Origin of the sequence: Polaribacter glomeratus (assembly GCF_002954665.1) — a bacterium.
In the GTDB taxonomy this organism is placed as follows: domain Bacteria; phylum Bacteroidota; class Bacteroidia; order Flavobacteriales; family Flavobacteriaceae; genus Polaribacter; species Polaribacter glomeratus.
This window is the reverse complement of the sequence record NZ_MSCM01000001.1, coordinates 140,779-164,229: the sequence shown is the minus strand read 5'-3', so window position 1 is coordinate 164,229 and position 23,451 is coordinate 140,779. Positions and strand designations below refer to the sequence as shown.

18 protein-coding genes and 1 tRNA gene are annotated in these 23,451 nt (G+C 32.9%); 14 read left to right on the top strand and 5 right to left on the bottom strand.

Going from position 1 to position 23,451, the window contains the following annotated elements; translation table 11 throughout:
• Nucleotides 1-89 precede the first annotated feature (89 nt).
• The gene (gene katG, locus BTO16_RS00670) at nucleotides 90-2,276 is read left to right on the top strand and encodes a catalase/peroxidase HPI (RefSeq protein WP_105019768.1); all 2,187 of its coding nucleotides are present in this window, start codon (nucleotides 90-92) and stop codon (nucleotides 2,274-2,276) included.
• A 181-nt stretch (nucleotides 2,277-2,457) separates the two neighbouring features.
• Here the strand turns inward: katG and BTO16_RS00665 are convergent, their stop codons facing one another.
• The 4 genes from BTO16_RS00665 to BTO16_RS00650 form a co-directional block, all read right to left on the bottom strand.
• A complete protein-coding gene (locus BTO16_RS00665; protein ID WP_105019767.1) occupies nucleotides 2,458-3,621 on the bottom strand; it encodes a sigma-54-dependent transcriptional regulator in 1,164 nt (387 codons plus the stop codon).
• Nucleotides 3,622-3,701: 80 nt separating this feature from the next.
• The gene (locus BTO16_RS00660) at nucleotides 3,702-4,595 is read right to left on the bottom strand and encodes a mechanosensitive ion channel family protein (protein WP_105019766.1); all 894 of its coding nucleotides are present in this window, start codon (nucleotides 4,593-4,595) and stop codon (nucleotides 3,702-3,704) included.
• Nucleotides 4,596-5,921: an ABC transporter permease gene (locus BTO16_RS00655; RefSeq protein WP_105019765.1), complete on the bottom strand. Its 1,326-nt coding sequence runs from the start codon at nucleotides 5,919-5,921 to the stop codon at nucleotides 4,596-4,598.
• A 2-nt stretch (nucleotides 5,922-5,923) separates the two neighbouring features.
• Nucleotides 5,924-6,853 (bottom strand): ABC transporter ATP-binding protein, encoded by a 930-nt coding sequence (locus BTO16_RS00650; protein WP_105019764.1) that lies wholly within the window; start codon nucleotides 6,851-6,853, stop codon nucleotides 5,924-5,926.
• 177 nt (nucleotides 6,854-7,030) lie between these two features.
• Between BTO16_RS00650 and BTO16_RS00645 the strand changes: the two genes are divergently transcribed.
• The 6 genes from BTO16_RS00645 (at nucleotide 7,031) to BTO16_RS00620 (ending at nucleotide 14,757) form a co-directional block, all read left to right on the top strand.
• Complete coding sequence (locus BTO16_RS00645; protein ID WP_105019763.1) at nucleotides 7,031-7,486, top strand: MarR family winged helix-turn-helix transcriptional regulator; 456 nt, start codon at nucleotides 7,031-7,033, stop codon at nucleotides 7,484-7,486.
• 26 nt (nucleotides 7,487-7,512) lie between these two features.
• Entirely contained in the window at nucleotides 7,513-9,918 is a 2,406-nt protein-coding gene (locus BTO16_RS00640) for a 3-hydroxyacyl-CoA dehydrogenase/enoyl-CoA hydratase family protein (protein ID WP_105019762.1), read from the top strand.
• 92 nt (nucleotides 9,919-10,010) lie between these two features.
• Nucleotides 10,011-11,201 carry an acetyl-CoA C-acyltransferase gene (locus BTO16_RS00635; protein WP_105019761.1) on the top strand — a complete coding sequence of 397 codons (1,191 nt, stop codon included), beginning with the start codon at nucleotides 10,011-10,013 and terminating at the stop codon, nucleotides 11,199-11,201.
• Between the two features lie 25 nt (nucleotides 11,202-11,226).
• Complete coding sequence (locus BTO16_RS00630; protein ID WP_105019760.1) at nucleotides 11,227-13,035, top strand: acyl-CoA dehydrogenase family protein; 1,809 nt, start codon at nucleotides 11,227-11,229, stop codon at nucleotides 13,033-13,035.
• A 134-nt stretch (nucleotides 13,036-13,169) separates the two neighbouring features.
• Nucleotides 13,170-14,138 (top strand): M20/M25/M40 family metallo-hydrolase, encoded by a 969-nt coding sequence (locus BTO16_RS00625; protein ID WP_105019759.1) that lies wholly within the window; start codon nucleotides 13,170-13,172, stop codon nucleotides 14,136-14,138.
• 172 nt (nucleotides 14,139-14,310) lie between these two features.
• Nucleotides 14,311-14,757, top strand: a complete 447-nt coding sequence (locus BTO16_RS00620) for a KTSC domain-containing protein (protein ID WP_105019758.1) — start codon at nucleotides 14,311-14,313, stop codon at nucleotides 14,755-14,757.
• A gap of 134 nt (nucleotides 14,758-14,891) precedes the next feature.
• On the opposite strand, the gene trxB is transcribed toward BTO16_RS00620, so the two are convergent.
• Nucleotides 14,892-15,839: a thioredoxin-disulfide reductase gene (trxB, locus tag BTO16_RS00615; protein ID WP_105019757.1), complete on the bottom strand. Its 948-nt coding sequence runs from the start codon at nucleotides 15,837-15,839 to the stop codon at nucleotides 14,892-14,894.
• Between the two features lie 193 nt (nucleotides 15,840-16,032).
• Here trxB and BTO16_RS00610 point away from each other — a divergent pair.
• From BTO16_RS00610 to BTO16_RS00580, 7 genes are all read left to right on the top strand, one after another.
• A tRNA-Pro gene (locus tag BTO16_RS00610) sits at nucleotides 16,033-16,107 on the top strand.
• Between the two features lie 230 nt (nucleotides 16,108-16,337).
• Nucleotides 16,338-17,045: a Crp/Fnr family transcriptional regulator gene (locus BTO16_RS00605; RefSeq protein WP_105019756.1), complete on the top strand. Its 708-nt coding sequence runs from the start codon at nucleotides 16,338-16,340 to the stop codon at nucleotides 17,043-17,045.
• A gap of 292 nt (nucleotides 17,046-17,337) precedes the next feature.
• On the top strand, nucleotides 17,338-17,745 hold the full coding sequence (locus BTO16_RS00600; RefSeq protein ID WP_105019755.1) for a PepSY-like domain-containing protein: 408 nt from the start codon (nucleotides 17,338-17,340) through the stop codon (nucleotides 17,743-17,745).
• A gap of 86 nt (nucleotides 17,746-17,831) precedes the next feature.
• Nucleotides 17,832-19,139: an aspartate aminotransferase family protein gene (locus BTO16_RS00595; protein WP_105019754.1), complete on the top strand. Its 1,308-nt coding sequence runs from the start codon at nucleotides 17,832-17,834 to the stop codon at nucleotides 19,137-19,139.
• 5 nt (nucleotides 19,140-19,144) lie between these two features.
• Nucleotides 19,145-20,086 (top strand): carbon-nitrogen hydrolase family protein, encoded by a 942-nt coding sequence (locus BTO16_RS00590; protein WP_105019753.1) that lies wholly within the window; start codon nucleotides 19,145-19,147, stop codon nucleotides 20,084-20,086.
• A gap of 15 nt (nucleotides 20,087-20,101) precedes the next feature.
• Nucleotides 20,102-20,512 carry a VOC family protein gene (locus BTO16_RS00585; protein WP_105019752.1) on the top strand — a complete coding sequence of 137 codons (411 nt, stop codon included), beginning with the start codon at nucleotides 20,102-20,104 and terminating at the stop codon, nucleotides 20,510-20,512.
• Nucleotides 20,513-20,692: 180 nt separating this feature from the next.
• Nucleotides 20,693-23,440, top strand: a complete 2,748-nt coding sequence (locus tag BTO16_RS00580; protein ID WP_105019751.1) for an aminotransferase class I/II-fold pyridoxal phosphate-dependent enzyme — start codon at nucleotides 20,693-20,695, stop codon at nucleotides 23,438-23,440.
• Nucleotides 23,441-23,451: the final 11 nt, after the last annotated feature.

The following is a 23,451-nucleotide window of genomic DNA, read 5'->3' as shown; positions in this document are numbered from 1 at the left end:
TTTTAACTATTTTATAATAAAAACTATAGATAAAAATTATTCAATAAGTAGTTGTAGGTTTGTACTTCAATCATTAAAATCAATTTATCATGGAAAAACACAGCGATAGCAATAAATGCCCATTTATGGGAGGAACTCAAAAACATACAGCCGGTAACGGAACAAAAAACCGAGATTGGTGGCCAAATGAATTAAAGTTGAATATTCTTCGTCAAAATGGTGCAGCATCAAACCCAATGGATAAAGATTTTGAGTATGCAACTGCTTTTAATAGCATCAATTTTGCCGAATTAAAACAAGATGTCATCGACTTAATGACAACATCTCAAGATTGGTGGCCAGCAGATTATGGAAATTACGGCCCTTTTATGGTTCGTATGGCTTGGCATAGTGCAGGAACTTATAGAGTTGGAGATGGGCGTGGAGGCGCAGCTTCTGGTTCGCAACGTTTTGCGCCAATAAATAGTTGGCCAGATAATGGTAATTTAGATAAAGCGCGTTTATTACTTTGGCCTGTTAAAAAGAAATACGGTGCTAAATTATCTTGGGCAGATTTAATGATTCTTGCCGGTACTTATGCTATGGAATCTATGGGATTGAAAACGTTTGGTTTTGCTGGCGGACGTGAAGATGTTTGGGAACCAGAACAAGATATTTATTGGGGTTCTGAAACAGAATGGTTAGGAAATGATGCACGTTATGAAGACGGAAATTTAGAAAGCGATTTAGGTGCTGCTCATATGGGATTAATTTATGTAAATCCCGAAGGGCCAAACGGAAATCCAGACCCGATGGGTTCTGCAAAAGATATTAGAGAAACATTTGGCAGAATGGCTATGAATGATGAAGAAACAGTAGCTCTAACCGCTGGAGGACATACTTTTGGTAAAGCACACGGTGCTGCAAATCCTGATAAATTTGTTGGGGTAGAACCTGCTGGTGCTCCTATTGAACAAATGAGTATGGGTTGGAAAAACGCATATAAATCTGGTGTTTTAGATGATGCAATTACAAGCGGAATTGAAGGTGCTTGGACGCCAAACCCAACCACTTGGGATGCTGATTATTTTGATGTTTTACTAAATTATGACTGGGAATTAACTAAAAGCCCTGCTGGCGCACATCAATGGAAACCAACAGCAGCTTCTAACGCTAAAAAAGCACCGAAAGCTGGTGATGCAAATGGTACACAAGATTTAATGATGACTACCGCGGATATGGCTTTAAAAGTAGATCCTGAATATTTAAAAATTTCTAAACGTTTTCATAAAGACCATAAAGCTTTTGAAGATGCTTTTGCAAGAGCATGGTACAAATTAACACATAGAGATATGGGACCCATTTCTCGTTATTTAGGTCCAGAAGTTGCGAAAGAAGAATTGCTTTGGCAAGATCCAATTCCTGCAGGAACAGCGCTTTCTGATAAAGAAGTTTCTATTTTAAAAGAAGCTATTTCGAATTCTAACTTATCAATTTCTCAATTAGTAACTACTGCTTGGGCTTCTGCTTCTACATTTAGAGGATCTGATATGAGAGGTGGCGCAAATGGAGGAAGAATACGTTTAGAACCACAAAAAAAATGGGCAGTAAATAATCCGTATGAATTAAATAAAGTAATCACTATTTTTGAAGGAATTCAGAAAGATTTTAATGGCACCGTTTCTATGGCCGATTTAATTGTTTTAGGCGGATCTGTTGGCGTTGAAAAAGCTGTAAAAAATGCAGGTTATTCTATTTCTGTTCCGTTTACTTCTGGCAGAGGAGATGCTTCTCAAGAGCAAACAGATTTAGTTTCTTTTGGCTATTTAGAACCAAGAGCCGATGGTTTTAGAAATTTTATTAAGAAAGATTTAAAATTAGCTGCAGAAGAATTATTAATTGACAAAGCGCAATTATTAACACTTTCTATTCCTGAAATGACTGTTTTAGTTGGTGGATTAAGAATGCTAGGAGCAAATTATGATGCTTCTAAATATGGTGTTTTTACAGAGAATGTTGGCACGCTATCGAATGACTTTTTTACAAATATTCTAGACCTTGGTATCACCTGGAAAGCAACTTCTACCGATGATGCTTTATTTGAAGGAACGGATAGAAAAACAGGTGAAATTAAGTTTAGAGGAACTAGAGCCGATTTAATTTTTGGTTCAAACACAGAACTTAGAGCAATAGCAGAAGTCTATGCCGCAGATGATGCAAAAGAACGCTTTGTATACGATTTTGTCTCTGCTTGGACAAAAGTAATGAACCTTGATCGCTTTGATCTTAAAAAATAAGTAACACTATTTTATATAGAAAAAGGGAATCAACGGATGTTGATTCCCTTTTTTAGTTTCTAATTTTCAGCGTTTTATCCAAAGAAAAATAAACAATTTTGGCTTTTTACTTTTTGCGATACATTGCAATCACTTGCCTCTTTTATCTTGTTTCTTTTTTCTATTTCTTCTTTAAAAAAACCTATTTACTCGCAAATAACTTTATATCGTTTGCAGACACTTCTTTTTCACCTAAAATTATTAAACGTTCTACAACATTTCTTAATTCACGAATATTTCCTGTCCAATCATACTTTTGTAAAAGAGTAATTGCTTCTGATGAAAAGGTTTTTTTAGGCGTTCCTTGTTCTTGAGATATTTTTGCAGTAAAAAAATCGACCAATAAAGGGATGTCTTCTCGCCTGTCATTTAATGCAGGAACATTAATTAAAATAACTGCTAATCTGTGATACAAATCCTCTCTAAAACGTCCTTCTTCAATTTCTACTTTTAGGTTTTTATTTGTTGCAGCTACTACCCTAACATTTACCTTAATATCTTTATCAGAACCAACTCTAGAAATTCTACTTTCTTGCAAAGCACGTAATACTTTTGCTTGCGCAGAAAGGCTCATATCACCAATTTCATCCAAGAAAATAGTTCCTGTATTTGCAGCTTCAAACTTACCCGCTCTGTCTTTATTTGCCCCCGTAAAAGAACCTTTAACATGACCAAAAAGTTCGCTTTCTATTAATTCAGACGGGATTGCAGCACAATTTACTTCAATCATTGGTGCTTTAGAACGATCAGATTTTTCATGCAACCAATGCGCAACCAATTCTTTTCCTGTTCCGTTTGGCCCAGTAATTAAAACTCTTGCATCGGTAGCGGCTACTTTTTCTATAATGTCTTTAATATGAGAAATAGCAGCACTCTCGCCAATCATTTCGTAGTTTTTACTAACCTTTTTCTTTAGACGCTTATTTTCGACCAATAAAACTTTGGTTTCTAAAGCATTTCTAACCGTATTTAAAAGTCGGTTTAAGTCTGGTGGTTTTGAAATATAATCAAAAGCTCCTAAACGCATTGTGTTTACTGCAGTATCCAAATCGCCATGACCAGAAATCATTACAATTGGTATTTCTGGTTTTATTTTTTTAGCTTTTTCTAGCACTTCAACACCATCCATTTTTGGCATTTTAATATCGCATAAAACCAAATCATAATCGTTATTTTTAATCATTTCTAAACCTAACAAACCATCTTCTGCTTCTTCTACGTGGTAGGCTTCATTTTCTTCAGAAATTATTTTTGTAAGCACTCTTCTAATGGATGCTTCGTCTTCTATAACTAATATTTTACTCATTGTTTTAGTTTCTAAATTTTAAAGTTTCAAGTTTTTGGCTGATAAAAAATCAGTAGCTAACTATTGAACTTTACAATCATTTATATACTTTTTTCTTTCATCATTTCGTATCCATTCGTTGGATAAACGTGCACATCTCTCTGTGGAAACGGAATTGTTATATTATTTTGTTTAAATGCTTTATCAATTTCAAAACGAATATTACTTTGTGTAAATCGAACGTCAAAACTATCAATTAGAGTAAATGCGACTCTAAAATTTAAAGAACTATCTGCAAAATCTCTAAACAAAACCATTGGTGCCGGATTTTTTAATACAGTAGGTTGTTCTTTTGCAATATCTAATAAAATAGTTTTTACCAGCTCAACATCAGAACCATAAGCAACACCAACATCTACAAATTCTCTTGTTTCCGTTCCGTTTTCTGTCCAATTAAATAAAATATTTGTTAGATACAAATGATTTGGAATTACCAAAACTTTATTATCTACCGTTACGGCTCTGGTGGTTCTTAAACGTATATCTAAAACCCTGCCAACTTTACCTTCAAGCTCAATAATATCGCCAACATGTACAGACTGATCTACCAGAATAAAGATTCCAGAAATAATATCTTGAAAAAGTGTTTGTAGTGCCAAACCTACACCAATTAAAAGAGCAGCTGATGCAGCAAAAACAGCAGTAACATTTACACCGGAAGTATGCATACCAACTAAAAAGATGACTAAATACACAAACCATTTTAAATAACTAAAAACCCCAACAAATTTAAGTTGATCATTTTTAGGCATGTTTCTAGTAGTAACTCTTCTTACCAGTTTTAATAAAAATGTAGAAAGTATTAAAGCAACAACCACAAATATCAAACCTTTTACAGAAATGCTTATTTCTTTACTAAAAGTAAACGAATAATCTAAAATCGATACTGCTTCTTCTACAATATCGTTTGCAACTTTTTCTATTTTATCTTGCATTTATCCTTTGTATTTTATCCATTTATATAAATCTTTGTAGGTTGGTTTTTTACCATACATTAAAATTCCAACTCTATATATTTTGGCAGCTAACCAAACCATAAAAACAAATGTAATTAATAATAAGGTCATCGAAATTGCCAATTCGTACCAAGAAACGCCAAAAGGAACTCTCATTAGCATTACAATAGGACTCGTAAACGGAATGTATGAAAACAGCACAGCTATAGATCCATGAGGATCATTCATAACCGTTGCAAAACCTACATAAACACCTAAAACTAAAGGTGCCATAATTGGCAACATAAATTGCTGTGTATCCGTTTCATTATCTACCGCAGCACCAACAGCTGCAAATAGTGAGCTATACAACATAAAACCGCCTAAAAAGTAAAAAATAAACAAGACAAACATTTTTAAAATAGGCAGTCTTAAAATTTCTTGAATTATCAATTGCATTTTATCGATTCCTACTGCTTGTTTTGCTGCTTCTAATTGTTCTGCCGGTAAATTTGCTGTTTGCATTTCTACCATATTAACACCAAAAACAGCTGATGCAAGTGTAGATATTATAAAAATTAAAATTCCCCAAATTAAGAATTGTAATAATCCTGCGGATGCATTACCTATAATTTTACCCAACATTAATTGAAACGGTTTTACGGATGACACTATAATCTCTACAATTCTACTTGTTTTTTCTTCAATAACACTTCTCATTACTGATGTGCCATAAATAATCACAAACATCATTAATAGGTAACCAGCAATTGCGCCTACTCCTATTTTTAACCCATTTATTAATTTGGATGATTCTTCGCCCGAAAAATTATACATCTTGATGTTTGATGGAATTTTTGAAGCATTTATTTGGGCCAAATCAATTCCAAAATCATTTAATTTTTCATTTCTGATTTTCGTTTCAATTTTAGTTTCTAAAGAATTTATGACAGACATTCCTGGAGAATCTTTAGAATAAAATTCAATGGATTTGGCTAAAACCTCTAAACTGTCTTGTTTAGGGATAATTAGTGCTCCATAATAATCGCCTGCTTCTACTTTTTTCTTTGTTTCTTCAATCCCTAATGAAGTATAATCTTGATAATGTATAGATTCTGAATCTACAAAATCGTCTTTAGAAAACAATCCCGAATTATCTACATAAACGATTTCTTTAACTTTTTCGTCATTCTTTTTCATCAGAAAAAATACCAAAGCCCCCATGGCTACTAATAACAACGGACTTAAAAAAGTCATCATTATAAAAGATTTATTACGCACTTTAGCAATAAACTCTCTATGTATAATTAGTTTTAACTTGCTCATTTTTAGTTGTTTTTATTTACTGCTTGAATAAAAATATCGTTTGCACTTGGTATCAATTCAACAAAATGTTGCACTTGACCTCGGCTTGTTAAAAATGACAACAATTCATTTGCCGAGTTATTTTGATTTAACTTTACATTTAAGGTTAATTCATTTCCTAACAATTTAAAATCCGCAGGAAAAACCTCGAAAATTTCTTTCAATTTTGCTTCCACTTCTTTTGGATAATCTGTATGAAGACCAACTTGAAAAGTATTTGTTCTAAACTGACGCTTTATGTCTGATAGTTTTCCGTCTAAGATTTTATTAGATTTATGAATCAACGCAATTTCATCACACATTTCTTCAACAGACTCCATTCTGTGTGTAGAAAAAATAATCGTTGCACCTTCATCACGCAGTTGTAAAATTTCTTTGGCGATTAATTGGGCATTTATAGGATCAAAACCAGAGAAAGGTTCATCAAAAATTAATAATTTAGGATTGTGCATCACCGTAACAATAAATTGTACTTTTTGTGCCATTCCTTTGGAGAGTTCCTCAATTTTCTTGCCCCACCAAGCAGAAATATCAAACTTTTCAAACCAATATTGTAACCGTTTTTTTGCTTCAGACTTACTTAAACCCTTTAATTGTGCAAGATATAAAGCTTGTTCGCCAACTTTCATTGATTTATACAAACCACGTTCTTCTGGTAAATAGCCAATATATGCAGTGTGTTTTGGCGATAAAGGCTCACCATCTAAAATAATATTGCCAGAGTCTGGCATTGTAATTTGATTAATAATTCTAATTAATGAAGTTTTGCCTGCGCCATTAGGGCCTAATAAACCATAAACACTTCCTTTAGGTATATGGATAGAAACATCATTTAATGCTCTAAAATCTCCATAATTTTTTACTACATTATTTATTTCTAGTAAGTTTTTCATTGACAATTTTTGATTTTTGTAAAAGTTCTATTGCAACAAATTTAGGTATTTTATAAACACTACTACTAATAACTTATAAATGGTTACTTTTTTAAAAAATGTTAAAATTTACTATGCATGCATAACTTTTTTTAAATTTACTATGCGTGCATAATAAATTTTTATATCTTTGAAGCAATGGATAAAGATAAATCTATAGATCATCAATTAAGAGCAACTTGGCAAGCTGTTGCAAAAATGTATAATGAACAGGCCGCAAACTATGGTAGTACTATGGCAATGGCGTTCGTTTTATTAACAATAGACAAAGAAAACGGCACGCCTTCAACAGCTTTGGGTCCTTTAATGGGAATGGAACCTACAAGTCTTTCAAGAATTTTAAAATCTATGGAAGATAAAGGAGCAATTTCTAGAGAAAAAAACCCTGAAGATGGTAGAAGTGTAATTATTAAATTAACAGCATACGGGTTAGAAATGCGTAAGTTCTCTAAAAGTCATGTGTACCAATTTAATAATGTTGTAAGAGAATATGTTACAGAAAAAGAATTAGACAGTTTTTTTAAAGTAACCTCAACTATAAATAAATTAATTGCAGATAAAGAAATTTACAATGCTATTAGCCAAGATAAATAAGAAGCAGTATAATAAACAATAAACAAATGACAAGAAGAATTAAAAAAGTAGCAATTATTGGATCTGGTATTATGGGTTCTGGTATTGCGTGTCACTTTGCGAATATTGGTGTTGAAGTTCTTTTATTGGACATTGTTCCAAGAGAATTAAACGACAAAGAAGCAGCAATGGGACTTACGTTAAAAGACAAAGTAGTTCGCAATCGTTTAGTAAATGATGCTTTAACAACTTCTTTAAAATCAAAACCCTCTCCTATTTATAAGCAAGAATTTGCAAGTAGAATTACAACGGGTAATTTAGAAGATGATATTGCTAAAGTTGCTGGTGTAGATTGGATCATGGAAGTGGTTGTAGAACGATTAGACATTAAAAAAGTTGTTTTCGAAAAATTAGAAAAGTATAGAACTCCAGGAACTTTAATTACTTCTAATACATCCGGAATACCTATTAAATTCATGAATGAAGGCAGGAGTGATGACTTCCAAAAGCATTTTGCAGTTACTCACTTTTTTAATCCACCAAGATATTTAAAACTTTTTGAAGTGGTTCCTGGACCAAACTGTAAACAAGAAGTTACCGATTTCTTAATGATGTATGGCGATAAATTCTTAGGTAAAACATCGGTTTTAGCAAAAGATACGCCTGCATTTATTGGAAACAGAATCGGTATTTTTGGCATCATGAGTTTGTTTCATGTTGTAAAAGAAATGAATTTAACTATTGAAGAAGTAGATAAATTAACCGGCCCAGTTATTGGTCGTCCAAAATCTGCAACTTTTAGAACGATTGATGTTGTTGGTTTAGATACCCTTGTGCATACAGCAAACGGTGTAAAAGATAATTGCCCTAATGACGAAATGAAAGACCAATTTGTAATTCCTGATTTTGTAAACAAAATGATGGAAAAAAAATGGTTAGGAAGTAAAACGGGTCAAGGTTTTTATAAAATGACAAAAGCTGCGGATGGTAGCCGAGAAATTTTATCGCTAGATTTAAATACATTAGAATATAGAACAAAAAAATCTGCAAAATTTGCAACTTTAGAACTTACGAAAACGATTGATAACGTTGTTGATAGATTTAAAGTCTTAGTTGCAGGAAAAGACAAAGCTGGTGAATTTTATAGAAAAAGTTTCGCTGCAATGTTTGCATACGTTCAAAATAGAATTCCAGAAATTTCTGATGAAGTTTATAGAATTGATGATGGTTTAAGAGCTGGATTTGGTTGGGAACACGGACCTTTTCAAATTTGGGATGCCATTGGTGTTGCCAAAGGTGTTGAGTTAATGAAAGCAGAAGGTCATGAAATTGCTTCTTGGGTAACAGAAATGTTAGTAAAAGGAGAAACTTCTTTCTACTCAATTAAAGAAGGAGCAACTCATTATTATGATATTCCAACAAAATCACAAGTTAAAAAACCGGGTCAAGATTCTTTTATCATTTTAGATAATATTAGAAAATCGAACGAAGTTTGGAAAAACTCGGGTGCAGTAATTGAAGATTTAGGTGACGGAATTTTAAACTTAGAATTCCAGTCTAAAATGAATACCATTGGTGGCGATGTTTTAGCTGCTGTAAATAAAGCAATTGATTTAGCTGAAACAAATTATCAAGGTTTAGTAATTGGTAATCAAGCAGCAAACTTTTCTGTAGGTGCAAATATCGGTATGATATTTATGATGGCTGCAGAGCAAGAATATGATGAGTTAAACATGGCTATCAAGTATTTTCAAGATACAATGATGCGTATGCGATATTCATCAATACCAACAATTTCTGCTCCTCACGGAATGGCTTTAGGCGGTGGATGTGAAATATCATTACACGCAGATAAAGTAGTTGCAGCAGCAGAAACGTATATGGGATTAGTAGAATTTGGAGTTGGCGTAATTCCTGGTGGTGGTGGTTCTAAAGAAATGGCTTTAAGAGCATCCGATTTATTTAGCAAAGGCGATGTACAATTAAACGTTTTACAAGAGCATTTCTTAACAATTGGTATGGCAAAAGTAGCAACTTCTGCGTATGAAGCGTTCGATTTAGGTTTATTACAAAAAGGAAAAGATGTAGTTGTAGTAAATAAAGACCGTCAAATTGCTGAGGCTAAAAAACACGCTTTAATAATGGCAGAAGCTGGTTATACACAACCTGTTAAACGTGATGATGTTTTAGTTCTTGGTAAACAAGCCTTGGGTATGTTTTTAGTAGGAACAGATTCTATGCATGATAGCAAATATATTTCTGCTCACGATCAAAAAATTGCAAATAAACTTGCTTACGTAATGGCCGGAGGAGATTTATCGGAACCAACCAAAGTTACAGAACAGTATTTATTAGATCTTGAACGCGAAGCTTTTTTAAGTTTATGTACAGAACGTAAAACTTTAGAACGTATTCAACACATGTTAAAAACTGGTAAACCGCTTCGCAATTAAAATTGCTCAAGTGGTTAGTTTCAGGTTTTTAGTTTTTAGTGATTTTTTTTCACTGACTAACAACCAAACACTAACAACTAAACACTAAAATTATGAAAACAGCATACATAGTAAAAGGATATAGAACAGCAGTTGCAAAAGCACCTAAAGGATTGTTCAGATTTAAAAGAGCGGATGAATTGGCGGCAGAAACCATCGAATATATGATGAAAGAATTGCCAGATTTCGACAAAAAGAGAATTGATGATGTTATTGTAGGAAATGCAATGCCAGAAGGTGCTCAAGGATTAAACATGGCAAGATTGATCTCTTTAATGGGGTTAAAAATTGAAGAAGTTCCTGGAGTTACTGTTAATCGTTTCTGTTCATCAGGATTAGAAACTATTGGTATGGCGGTTGCTAAAATTCAATCTGGAATGGCAGATTGTATTATTGCGGGTGGTGCAGAAAGCATGAGCTCTGTTCCAATGACCGGTTTTAAACCAGAATTAAATTATGATACAGTTGCCGCTGGTCATGAAGAGTATTATTGGGGAATGGGAAATACTGCAGAAGCAGTTGCGAATGAATTCAATATATCAAGAAAAGACCAAGATGAGTTTGCATTAAATTCTCATTTAAAAGCATTAAAAGCACAAGCAGAAGGTCGTTTTGATTCTCAAATTGTACCTATTACGGTAAATCAAACGTATGTAGATGCGAATGGAAAAAAAGCAACAAAATCATATGTTGTAAACAAAGATGAAGGACCACGTTTAGGTTCTAACATTGAAGGTTTAGCAAGATTACGCCCTGTTTTTGCCGCTGACGGAAGTGTAACTGCGGGTAATTCATCACAAATGAGTGATGGTGCAGCTTTTGTAATGGTGATGAGTGAAGATATGGTAAAAGAATTAAATCTTGAACCAATTGCAAGAATGGTAAGTTATGCTGCTGCAGGTGTACCGCCTAGAATTATGGGCATCGGACCAGTTGCTGCAATTCCGAAAGCATTAAAACAAGCAGGTTTGCATCAAAAAGATGTTGGGTTAATTGAATTAAATGAGGCTTTTGCTTCTCAATCTTTAGCGGTTATTCGTGAGTTAGGTTTAAATCCTGATATCATTAATGTAAATGGTGGTGCTATCGCTTTAGGACATCCGTTAGGTTGTACAGGTGCAAAATTATCTGTTCAATTATTTGATGAAATGCGCAAACGTGATATGCAAAATAAATACGGAATGGTAACGATGTGTGTTGGTACAGGTCAAGGTGCTGCAGGTATTTTCGAATTTTTAAATTAACAAAACAAGATTAAAAAATAGTAGAATGGAAACAACAAATAAAGAGATATTAAGAGGCGGTCAATTTTTAGTAAAAGAAACTGCTTGTGAAGACATATTTACTCCTGAAGATTTTTCGGAAGAACAAACAATGATGAAAGAAGCCGTTAAAGAATTTAACGAGCGTGAAATTATTGCACACAGAGATCGTTTTGAAGCTAAAGATTATGCACTAACCGAAGAGGTTATGAAAAAAGCAGGTGAACTTGGCTTTTTAGGCGTTGCGGTTCCTGAAGAATATGGAGGAATGGGAATGGGTTTCGTTTCTACAATGATTACTTGCGAATATATTTCTAGTGGAAATGGTTCTTTAAGTACTGCTTTTGGCGCGCATACAGGAATTGGTACCATGCCAATTACCTTATACGGAACTGAAGAACAAAAACAAAAATACGTTCCAAAATTAGCTTCTGGAGAATGGATGGGCGCTTACTGTTTAACAGAACCAGGTGCAGGATCTGATGCAAATTCTGGTAAAACAATGGCAGAACTTTCTGCAGATGGAAAATCGTATAAAATTAACGGACAAAAAATGTGGATTTCAAATGCAGGCTTCTGTAATTTGATGATCGTTTTTGCGCGTATAGAAAAAGATAAAAATATTACTGGTTTTATTGTAGAGTATGATGCTGCAAATCCTAACGGAATTTCTTTAGGCGAAGAGGAACATAAATTAGGTATCCGTGCAAGTTCTACACGTCAAGTATTTTTTAATGACACTGTTGTACCTGCTGATAATATGTTATCTGTAAGAGGTGGTGGATTTAAAATTGCTGTAAACGCATTAAATGTTGGTCGTATTAAATTAGCTGCAGCTTGTTTAGATTCTCAAAGAAGAGTTTTAGATACTGCTCTAAAATATGCAACGGAGCGTAAACAATTTAAAACTCCCATTGCAGATTTTGGTGCTATCAAATCAAAATTAGCCGAAATGGCAACAAATACGTATGCTGGTGAATCTGCTAGCTATAGAGCCGCAAAAAATATTGAGGATAGAATCGCTATGAGAATAGCTGAAGGAAACTCTCATCAAGAAGCAGAATTAAAAGGTGTAGAGGAATATGCTATTGAATGTTCTATTTTAAAAGTAACAGTTTCTGAAGATGTACAAGCTTGTGCCGATGAAGGAATTCAAATTTTTGGAGGAATGGGCTTTTCTGAAGAAACACCTATGGAAGCGGCTTGGAGAGATGCACGTATTGCGCGTATTTACGAAGGAACTAACGAAATTAACAGAATGCTTTCTGTAGGAATGTTAATTAAAAAAGCAATGAAAGGACATGTAGATTTATTAGGTCCTGCAACTGCTGTTGCTGATGAGTTAATGGGAATCCCTTCTTTTGATACTCCAGATTATTCTCAATTATTTGCTGAAGAAAAAGAAATGATTGCCAAATTGAAAAAAGTATTCTTGTTGGTAGCAGGTTCTGCAATTCAAAAATATGGCGCAGAGTTAGATTCTCATCAACAATTACTAATGACTGCTGCAAACATTTTAAATGAAGTTTACATGGCTGAATCTACTCTTTTACGTGCAGAGAAAAACACAAAACGTTTTGGCGAAAAAGCGCAAGAAGGACAAATTGCAATGGCTAAACTATATTTATATAATGCTGTAGAAATTATAAACAAAAATGGTAAAGAAGGTATTATTTCTTTCGCTGAAGGTGATGAACAAAGAATGTTATTAATGGGATTAAAACGTTTTACTAAATATGCAAATTACCCTAATGTAATTGAATTAAGAAACTTTATTGCAGAAAAATTAAAAGCAGAAAATAAATACTGTTTTTAACCCTATTTAATACTTCTTTAAACCTTAAACGTTTAAAATTAGTTGTTTGTTTAAAAAGACCATTTTAATTAATGGTCTTTTTTTTATATATTTGAAATAGGTCTGGTTAAATTTCATGATAAAAAAAAACAACTATGAAAATTCGTTATTTAATTTTTACAGCATCACTATTAATAATATGGAGCTGTAGCAAACCAAAAGAAATCAATATTGACAGCAAAAAGTTGTTAAAAAACCTTCAAATACTTTCTAATGACTCATTAGAAGGACGATTTTTCTCCAAACCAGGAAACTATAAAACTCAAAAATTTATAATTAAAAAATTTAAAGATGTTGGTTTACAGACTATGTATCAAAACAATTACCTTCAAGAATTTTCTTATACGTTTAAGGGACAAAAGAGGCAAGATGTTTTTCCAATAGAAAAACCAACAGAAAACTTATCTAACGTGTCAGATACTACCGCAATTGGTGGTAATATTATTGGTATGTTAAAAGGAGAAACAAATAAAACTATTGTTATAACCGCACATTTTGATCATTTAGGTATTAAAAATGGAAAAATTTTTAACGGAGCAGATGACAATGCTTCAGGTACAGCAGCGTTATTTACAATTGCGGAATATTTCAAAAATAAACCAATACACCATAATCTAATTTTTGCAGCGGTTGATGCTGAAGAAATTGGCTCTTTAGGTGCTGAATATTTCTTACAGAACTTTAAAAACAAAGAAAACATTGTTTTAAATATTAATCTTGATATGATTTCTCATAGCGATTACGATCCAGAACTTTTTGCAGCTGGCCTTTACCATTATCCAAATTTAAGAAAACCTTTAGAAAAAATAAAGTCAGATAAATTAAAGTTATTATTTGGTCATGATGCGCCTGAAAATAAAGAACAATCTGATTGGACTTTTTCTTCTGATCATAGAGTTTTTCATCGCGAGAAAATACCTTTTATTTATTTTGGCGTACCAGACCACAAGGATTATCACAGAAGCACAGACACCTATGCTACTATAAATAAAGGTTTTTATATAGAATCTGTAAAGGTAATTATCCAAGCAATAGAAAATTTTGATGTATATTTAACTGATTAGATTACGAAAAGAATATTCTTTTTTGACGCTAGCCAAACCTTAGCAATCGTTCATTTTTAGTATTTCATAAAAGACTGACCATCAGATTAAAAAAACAATAATTATTTGTGTGTGCATATTTATTTATTCAAATAAATAGTACTACTTTTGCACGCAATTTGAAAACAACGAAATGAAGCGTATTAAAGAATATAAAAAGCTATTTAAAATAGAAGGTGCTATTGATTTAAAAGAATTAAAGACAACCTACAGAAATTTAGTTAAAGAATGGCATCCTGATAAATTTCAAGATGATGCTAAAAAAATAGAAGCAGACTTAGTAAGTACTCAAATTATAGATGGCTATCATTTTTTGGTAAGTATTGCGCCAGAAACAAAAGCTGCGAATTTAGAAGAGTATAAAAAAACAATTACAGAATTTCAAGTTTCAGATTGGCATCATAAAAGCATGTTACTAGAGGTTACTTTTACAGACGGTAATAAATATGAATACTTTGGGGTTAGTAAAATTCTTTTCGGAAAATTTGTTAATGCAAAGTCTATGAATAATTTTGGTAAGAGAAATATTTTTAATTCTTTTATCTACAGAAAATCAATGAAAGCTTCTGTAGCTGTTTAAGTTTTAACATTTTAGCGAAAGCAATAATTTATAGATAAAACGATAAAATTTGCTTTTCCTTTTTAATAAAGCAATAAAAAAAAGAGATTACTTTTACAGTAATCTCTTTTTTTTATAAGAGCGCAACTTTGTCGCTATTCTAAAGCGCCTAAATAACGTTCTGCATCTAGAGCAGCCATACAACCAGTTCCTGCAGCGGTTACAGCCTGCCTATACTCTTTATCTTGAATGTCTCCTGCAGCAAAAACCCCTGGTAAATTTGTTTTTGTAGTTTTGCCTTTTGTTATCAGATACCCTGTTTTATCCATATCTAAAACACCTTTGAATAAATCTGAATTTGGTGTATGACCTATTGCTATAAACAGACCTGTTACTGGTATTACAGTAATTTCTTTTGTTTGATTATTGATTGCTCTAACACCTTCAACAACATTAGCTCCTAAAACCTCTTCAACTTCTGTGTTATATAAAACTTCAATATTTTTAGTTTTACTTACTCTATGTTGCATTGCTTTAGATGCTCTCATAAAATCTTTACGCACTAAAATTGTAACTTTTTTACAAATATTAGCTAAATAGGTAGCCTCTTCTGCAGCAGTATCGCCTGCTCCAACAACAACAACATCTTGACCTTTATAGAAAAAACCATCACATGTAGCACAAGCCGAAACACCGCCACCAATTAAACGTTGCTCACTTTCTATTCCTAAATATTTGGCAGTTGCTCCAGTGCTTATTATTATGGTTTCTGCTTCTATATGTTTTGTTTCATCAACAATTACTTTATGAATTCCGCCAACTTTATCACTTAAATCAACTTTAGTAACCATTCCAAAACGAACTTGTGTACCAAAACGTTCTGCTTGTTTCTTTAAATCTTCCATCATTGCAGGGCCATCTGTACCTTCTGCGTAACCAGGAAAATTATCAACTTCTGTTGTAGTTGTCAACTGCCCTCCCATTTGCAATCCTGTATACATTATTGGTTTCATATCTGCTCTAGCTGCATAAATAGCTGCGGTGTAACCAGCAGGCCCGGATCCTATAATTAAACATTTAATTTTTTCTATTGTATCAGACATATTTATTGTGTATCAATTTAGAAGCGTAAAAGTATTGTTTTTTGATTCTCATAAGATCGAATGTTTATAAGTTTTTATAATGAAAACATAAGCAGATGTAATTAATGCTTTTTAATGATGAATAATAAAAACAATTAATTGCATTTGTATAAAAAGGATGTATATTTGCACTCCTTAAATGAATGATCATTTTCGGGGTGTAGCGTAGCCCGGTCATCGCGCCTCGTTTGGGACGAGGAGGTCGCAGGTTCGAATCCTGCCACCCCGACTAAAACTTCAGATTAACTCTGAAGTTTTTTTTATTTTATAATATCTATACTTTTTATCTTCTTTTTTAAAATCATTCTCCATAATTATCGTAAAAACAACATTATTAGCTTATTGGAATTAATTTTAATAAAAGTGTCTTACAATCGTGTTCCTATATTTAGAATTATACTACGATTGGTTGTCAATTGTCTAATAAAATTTTAGTAACTTTACTGTTAACCCTAATTAATGACACCCAATAACCCTAGTTACCAAAGATATCTATCAACTCTTAAACAGTCTCCTTTTTTAAAAGATTCTAGCATTGAATCTTTAGAGGCGCTTTTAAGTCAAATGACAGAAGAGCGTTGGATTTCAAAAAATTTTAAAAGTAGTTTAGAAGTTTCAACTACCTTTCATTTTATAATTTCAGGCAGACTAAAAGTGTTTAAATCAAATCCAGATACTGGTAGAGAACATACCGTTTTTGTTTTATCTAACGGAGACGTTTTTGATGTATTATCCCTTTTAGACGCAGAACCACATGATGTATATTGGGAAGCTTTGGATGTCTTAGAGGTCTTAAAAATTCCTATGGATCAAATGCGATTATGGATTAACAAATATCCTATAATTCATAAAGCAATTTTATACTATTTAGGAGAACGCATGCGACAATTAATGGATGTTGCTACAGACGTTACACTTCATAGCACGCTTGTGCGTCTTGCAACTTTACTTCTTAAAAATGTTAATGGAGAAACCCAAGAATTGGAATTAATTAATAATTTACCAAATGACGAAATTGCAGGTCTTATAGGTACAACTAGATCTGTGGTTAGTAGGCATATTCAAGAATTAAAACGCTGTGGAGCAATTACAGTTAGTCGCAAAAAAATAAACGTTAAGAACCTACAAATGCTTTTATCGGTTGCCGAAGAAAAGCACGTTCCTTAGTCCTTTTTTAACAAGTAATCTTCAATTTTTAAACTAATAGTTTAAAATTAACATCAAGTGGTACCTAGGTGGTTGTTTTGTTGATTCTAAACATTTATCTTTATAAAATAACAAATTTAGCTTTCCTTTTTTCCATACGGAATACCTTCATGGCTAAAACTTTCGTTTTTTAAATAACAATAATGGTAGTTAACTACCACTTGTAATATCGTTTTAAATTTAAACGAATCCTAGAAATAATTAAGGTAGAATTAATACTAAATCTACCCCTTTAAAAAATTAAAATAGAACTATGACATTATCAATTGGACGTTTTTTTAGAAGTGAAAAATCTAATATAAACTCCTTGGTTCTGTCTTCTTTTAATTCTAAATTTCCAAGAGCAAGCAATATATTATGGCAACAAATAGATGTGTTTAAATGGAATGTAAGTTTTACATTAAAGAAAAAAAAACATATCGCATTATTTAATAGCAGAGGTAAATGGCTAGAAACCGTTGAATTTATACCATTTAATAAAATACCTAAACAGTTACAACTAACTATCGAAAAAGAATACACAATTAATAAACTTCAACAGATATGTTATGTGCAAAATCCTTCTAAAAGGATCTATGAAGTTAATTTAAATAAAGATGTATTTAACATTAAAGTATTATTCGATAATTCTGGAAAAACTTTAGGTAGGATATTGTTATAAATAGGTTGGTTTTATTTTAAGAGCAACAGCATCCTAATCATTAAAATTTATTGAATCGAACTAACTTAAAAACGAAATTTTTTAAAATGAATAAAAAAAATACTACATCTCAAGAACTCTTCGAAAGAAGAAAAAATGTTGTGGCAAATGGCGTTGGTGTTTTTAATACGGCAACCGTAAAAGAAGCAAAAGGAGCTATTATTACAGATGTTGATGGACGAGAACTAATAGATTTTGCCGGAGGTATTGGAGTTGTAAATGCAGGACATTGCCCAGAGCCTGTTGTTAATGCTATTCGTGAGCAAGCAGGAAAATACATACATACAAGTTTTAATGTAGTTACTTACGAACCCTACATTGCCTTGTGTGAAGAACTTGCAGAGATATTACCACATGGCGATAAAACCAAAGTAATGTTGGTTAGTACGGGAGCCGAAGCTGTAGAGAACGCAATAAAAATAGCGCGACAAGCAACAAAAAGACAAGCTATACTTTGTTTTACAGGTGCATATCATGGTCGTTCTATGATGGCGATGTCATTAACTAGTAAAGTAAGTTATAAATATGATTGTGGTCCGTTTGCACCAGAAGTATATCGTCTTCCTTTTCCTAATTTTTACAGGTATCGAGGAACACGAGATATGGATAAATTTGTTGAAGATGAATTAAAACGTCTTCATGAAAGTGCACTAAATCTTGTGGATGTAAAAAGTGTTGCTGCAGTAATTATTGAACCAATACAAGGTGAAGGTGGTTTTAATGCTGTTCCTCAAAAATATTTAGAAGGATTGCGAAACTTTTGCGATGTGCATGGAATCGTCTTAATTATGGATGAAGTTCAGAGTGGTTTTTGCCGAACAGGCCATTGGGCAAGTTGGCAACATTACGGTGTACAGCCAGATATTAGCACCTATGCAAAATCGATGGGTTCTGGTTTGCCAATTGGTGCTGTTGTTGGAAAAGCAGAAGTTATGGATGCTGCCGCAATTGGATCTATTGGAGGAACCTATATTGGAAGTCCTATATGCTGCGTCGCTGCATCTGCCACCATTAAATATATGAAGCAAATTAACTTAAACGAAAAAGCCGTTAAAGTAGGTCATGTTATCAAAACGAGATTAGAGAATTTAATGAAACAATATCCAGAAATAGGTGATGTAAGAGGTATTGGAGCTATGATAGCTATCGAGTTTGTTAAAAATGGAGATCCTCGACAACCTGATTCAGAAATATGTCCGAAAATTGTAAAAGGGTGTATTGAAAATGGCTTAATAGTGCTAAGTGCAGGAACTTATAAAAATGTACTACGAATTTTATCACCCTTAGTTATTACCGATACAGAATTAGAAAAAGGATTATCCATTTTGGAAACCGAAATTAAAAAAGCAATATAAAATATATGAAACCATTCGCAATCGCAGGAATACAAATGAAAGTATCAGCAGTCGCATCAAACGTTGAAATGATGAAACTGAAAATTGACATTACCATGAACCTTTATCCATGGGTTGAGATGATTATGTTTAGTGAATTATGTGCTTTTGGACCGTTAACCCATACTGCACAAGTAATACCAAATAATTTTGAAGCAGAAATGCAAGCAAAAGCAAAACAATATGGAATTTGGTTACTACCTGGATCTATATTCGAAAAAAGTGAGGGTAAAATTTATAACACAGCATCTGTTATTAATCCAGCTGGAGAAATTGTAACCAGATATCGTAAAATGTTTCCGTTTTATCCTTACGAAACAGGCGTAACACCAGGGCAAGATTACTGTGTATTTGATGTGCCAGGAGTGGCTAGATTTGGCGTGTCTATTTGTTATGATATGTGGTTTCCAGAAACCATTCGTACGTTAACTACAATGGGCGCAGAAGTAATTATGCATCCAACATTATCAGGAACTATCGATAGAGATATAGAATTGTCTATTGTACGAGCAATGGCGTCTGTGAATCAATGTTATTTCTTTGACATTAATGGTTTAGATACAGGAGGTTGTGGAAAATCTATTATTTGTGGTCCAGATGGTAGAGTAATATATCAATCTGAAGGAACAGAAGAAATTATTCCGTTAGAATTAAACATAGAACGTGTAAAAAGAAGTCGCGAATTAGGAATTTTACGTCTTGGACAGCCGCTTAAAAGTTTTCGTGAACATATTAAAAATAGCCAGTTTGCTATTTATCAACCAGGAATTGCAACTCCGTATTTAGACTCTTTAGGTCCGTTGATAAAACCAACACGCTTAGATGACTTAGCAGAATTAAAAATTAAAGAAACTACGCTAGAAAAGCAAAATGCAGCAATAAATTATAAAAGAGATACAATCATATAAAAAAAAGAAAAAAAGATGGGTGGAATAAAATCAGGAAAAAAAAATAAAAAAATAGAAGCAAGAAAAGATTATGTGAGTTGGTTTGAGATACCAGCCATAGACTTTCAACAAGCGGTTGAATTTTATCAATATATTTTTGGTATTACCATGCAACAAAATATTACGGAAGCAAACGCAATGGCCTATTTCCCTACAAACACCGGTATCGGTGGGGCTGTTGTGGCTGGTTCTGGCTATGTACCAAGCGATTCTGGATCCTTAATTTATTTAAATGGTGGCGATAACTTAAGTCTTGTTCTTGATAAAATAGAGCCGGCTGGAGGCCGCATCATTATGCCAAAAACATTAATATCCGAAGAGTCTGGGTATTTTGCTGTTTTCATTGATTCGCAAGGAAATAAATTGGCTTTACATTCATTAAATTAAACTCAACACCCTTAGAATGAAAAAGTTTACAACACTTTTTACGGTCTTTTTAACGTACACAAAAGAAACAAACAAGGTTCCTTTTGTATATGATTTTTGCTGACTTTTCTAACTTTTACGATACCCTTAATCTTTTCGTGATTAACTTTTTTAAAACTAAAATAACTTATAAAATCTTAAATGTCTGATATCTCTAAAAAAGCAAATAACAAATCTAAAAGTTCTACTTATTACAATATTGGTCAATTACGAGTAGACTATTGGAATAAATTAAAAATCGAAAGTTCAGAGTTGGCAAGGTGTAACCATGGTTCTGAAAATGAAAAAACACACAAAAAAGTAGTAAAAAATTTAATTACAGATTTAAAAGGTGTGGAGCGTTATTTTGCTTCACCCGGTATTGGTCGTATGTTAAAGTTAGAGAATACACTTTCTAATTATGAATATACTTCCTTATCTAATCTAATAGCCGAAACCACCAAAGATTTGGTTGGTGATAGCTACAGAAGTAATCCTGATTATATAGATTATGACGAACATAGTATAGAATCTGTTGAAGATCATGAACAGCATAATAGCATCAGAAAAAATCATTTTGAAGTATTATTTATAGACGCCATTTCCGATAAGGAAGAGAGCAGTCTAAAAAATAGCTTGATGTCATTTAGATCATCAAATGATAAATTTACATACGGCGTAATTGTACAAAGATCTTTTCAGGATGCAATGATTGCTTTGCATTTTAATCATAATATTCAAGCAGTTGTAGTAAGATACGCTCCACCCTATCATTCAAAAGAAATTTCGCCGCTTATAAAACCCTATATTCAACCAGTTACAAAACTTGATTTTTCATCAAAATCTGAAACGGATTTAGGGCCTTTAATAGGCGAATTAATTGATAAGTTTAGACCTGAATTAGATGCTTATTACGTTACAGACACATCACTAGGGCACTTAAAAGACAGTACTATTAAACGTTTTAGACGAATCTTCTATCAAACAGAAGATATGCAAGAACTTCACTTAACTATTTTAAGAGGAATTGCAGAACGTTTTGAAACACCTTTCTTTTCTGCTTTAGTTGAATATAGTAAAAAACCTACAGGTGTTTTTCATGCGATGCCAATATCTAGAGGAAACTCGGTTTTTAAATCAAGATGGATAAATGACTTTGGTGATTTTTATGGTAGAAACATGTTTTTAGCAGAAACATCTGCAACAACAGGTGGTTTAGACTCCTTATTACAACCAACAGGTCCGCTTAAAAAAGCCCAAGAAATGGCAAGAGATGCGTATGGCTCTCAATACACATATTTTGTTACTAATGGAACTTCCACCGCAAATAAAATTGTAATGCAAGCATTAGTAGAACCTGGTAATGTGGTACTTATAGATAGAGATTGTCATAAATCTCACCACTACGGTTTGGTTTTAGTTGGTGCATATCCGGTTTATTTAGATTCTTATCCCATAGAAAAATATTCAATGTATGGCGCTGTGCCTTTAGAGCAAATAAAAGGCAGATTATTAGAGTTAAAAAAAGCAGGAAGATTAGACAAAGTAAGAATGTTATTACTTACTAATTGCACGTTTGATGGCATGGTTTACAACGTAGAACGCGTTATGGAAGAAGTTTTAGCCATAAAACCAGACATGATATTTTTATGGGATGAAGCTTGGTTTGCCTTTGCAGGTTTTGCCAATAATTACAAGCAACGTACAGGAATGTATGTAGCCAAAAAATTATATGACAAGTACAACAGTAACGGCTACAAGAAGAAGTACAAAGCATATCGTAAAGAATTAAAAGAAGGTGAAGTTTCTCTAATGCCAGATCCAGAACAGGTTCGTATACGTGTGTATGCTACTCAAAGTACGCACAAAACATTAAGTAGTTTTAGACAAGGTTCTATGATTCATATTTGGGATCAAGACTTTCGTAGAAAAAGTGAAAGCACATTTTCTGAAGCGTATATGACGCATACCTCTACTTCACCAAATTATCAAATGTTAGCTTCTTTAGATGTTGGAAGACGCCAAGTACAGTTAGAAGGTTTTGAATTGGTAGAAAAAAGCATTGAAATGGCGATGGTTTTGCGTGCAAAAATTAATGACAACCCACAATTAAGTAAATACTTTGATATTTTAACAGTAAAAGATTTTATACCTAATAAATACCGTCAAACAGGTTTAAAGGAATATTATACAAAAAATGAAGGTTGGAATTTAATGGATGATGCTTGGGAACAAGACGAATTTGTTTTAGATCCTACAAAAATAACCTTGCATATTGGTAAAACGGGTGTTGATGGCGATACGTTTAAAAACAAATATTTGATGGATAAATTTAATATCCAAATTAATAAAACATCAAGAAACACGGTATTATTTTTAACCAATATTGGTACCACTAGAGGTAGTATTACGTATTTAACAAATGCACTGTTAAAAATTGCTGATGAACTAGACGAAGAGCTTAAATCATTGAATGATAAAGAAATGGAGATCAGACAAAAGAGAATTCATTCTTTAACTGAAGAAGTACCTCCTCTTCCAGATTTCAGCTATTTTCATCACTCATTTCAAGCAGTTCCTGGTGTTCCTGGTGGCGATTTACGTGCTGCTTATTTTCTTGCTTATAAAGAAGAAAACTACGAATACATTCCTTTAAACGAATGTTTGGGTGCTATGCAAAAAGGCAAAGTTTTAGTGGCTTCTACTTTTGTAATTCCGTATCCACCAGGTTTTCCTGTTTTGGTTCCTGGTCAAGTGGTTAGCGAAGAAATTATCAACTTTATGAACGCTTTAGATGTAAGTGAAATTCATGGTTATCGTGCAGATTTAGGCTTACGAATCTTTAACGAAAGTGTTTTAAACAGACATAAAACAACAACGTCTATTGGCGGAATGAACATCAAAAAATAATTAATTAAAAA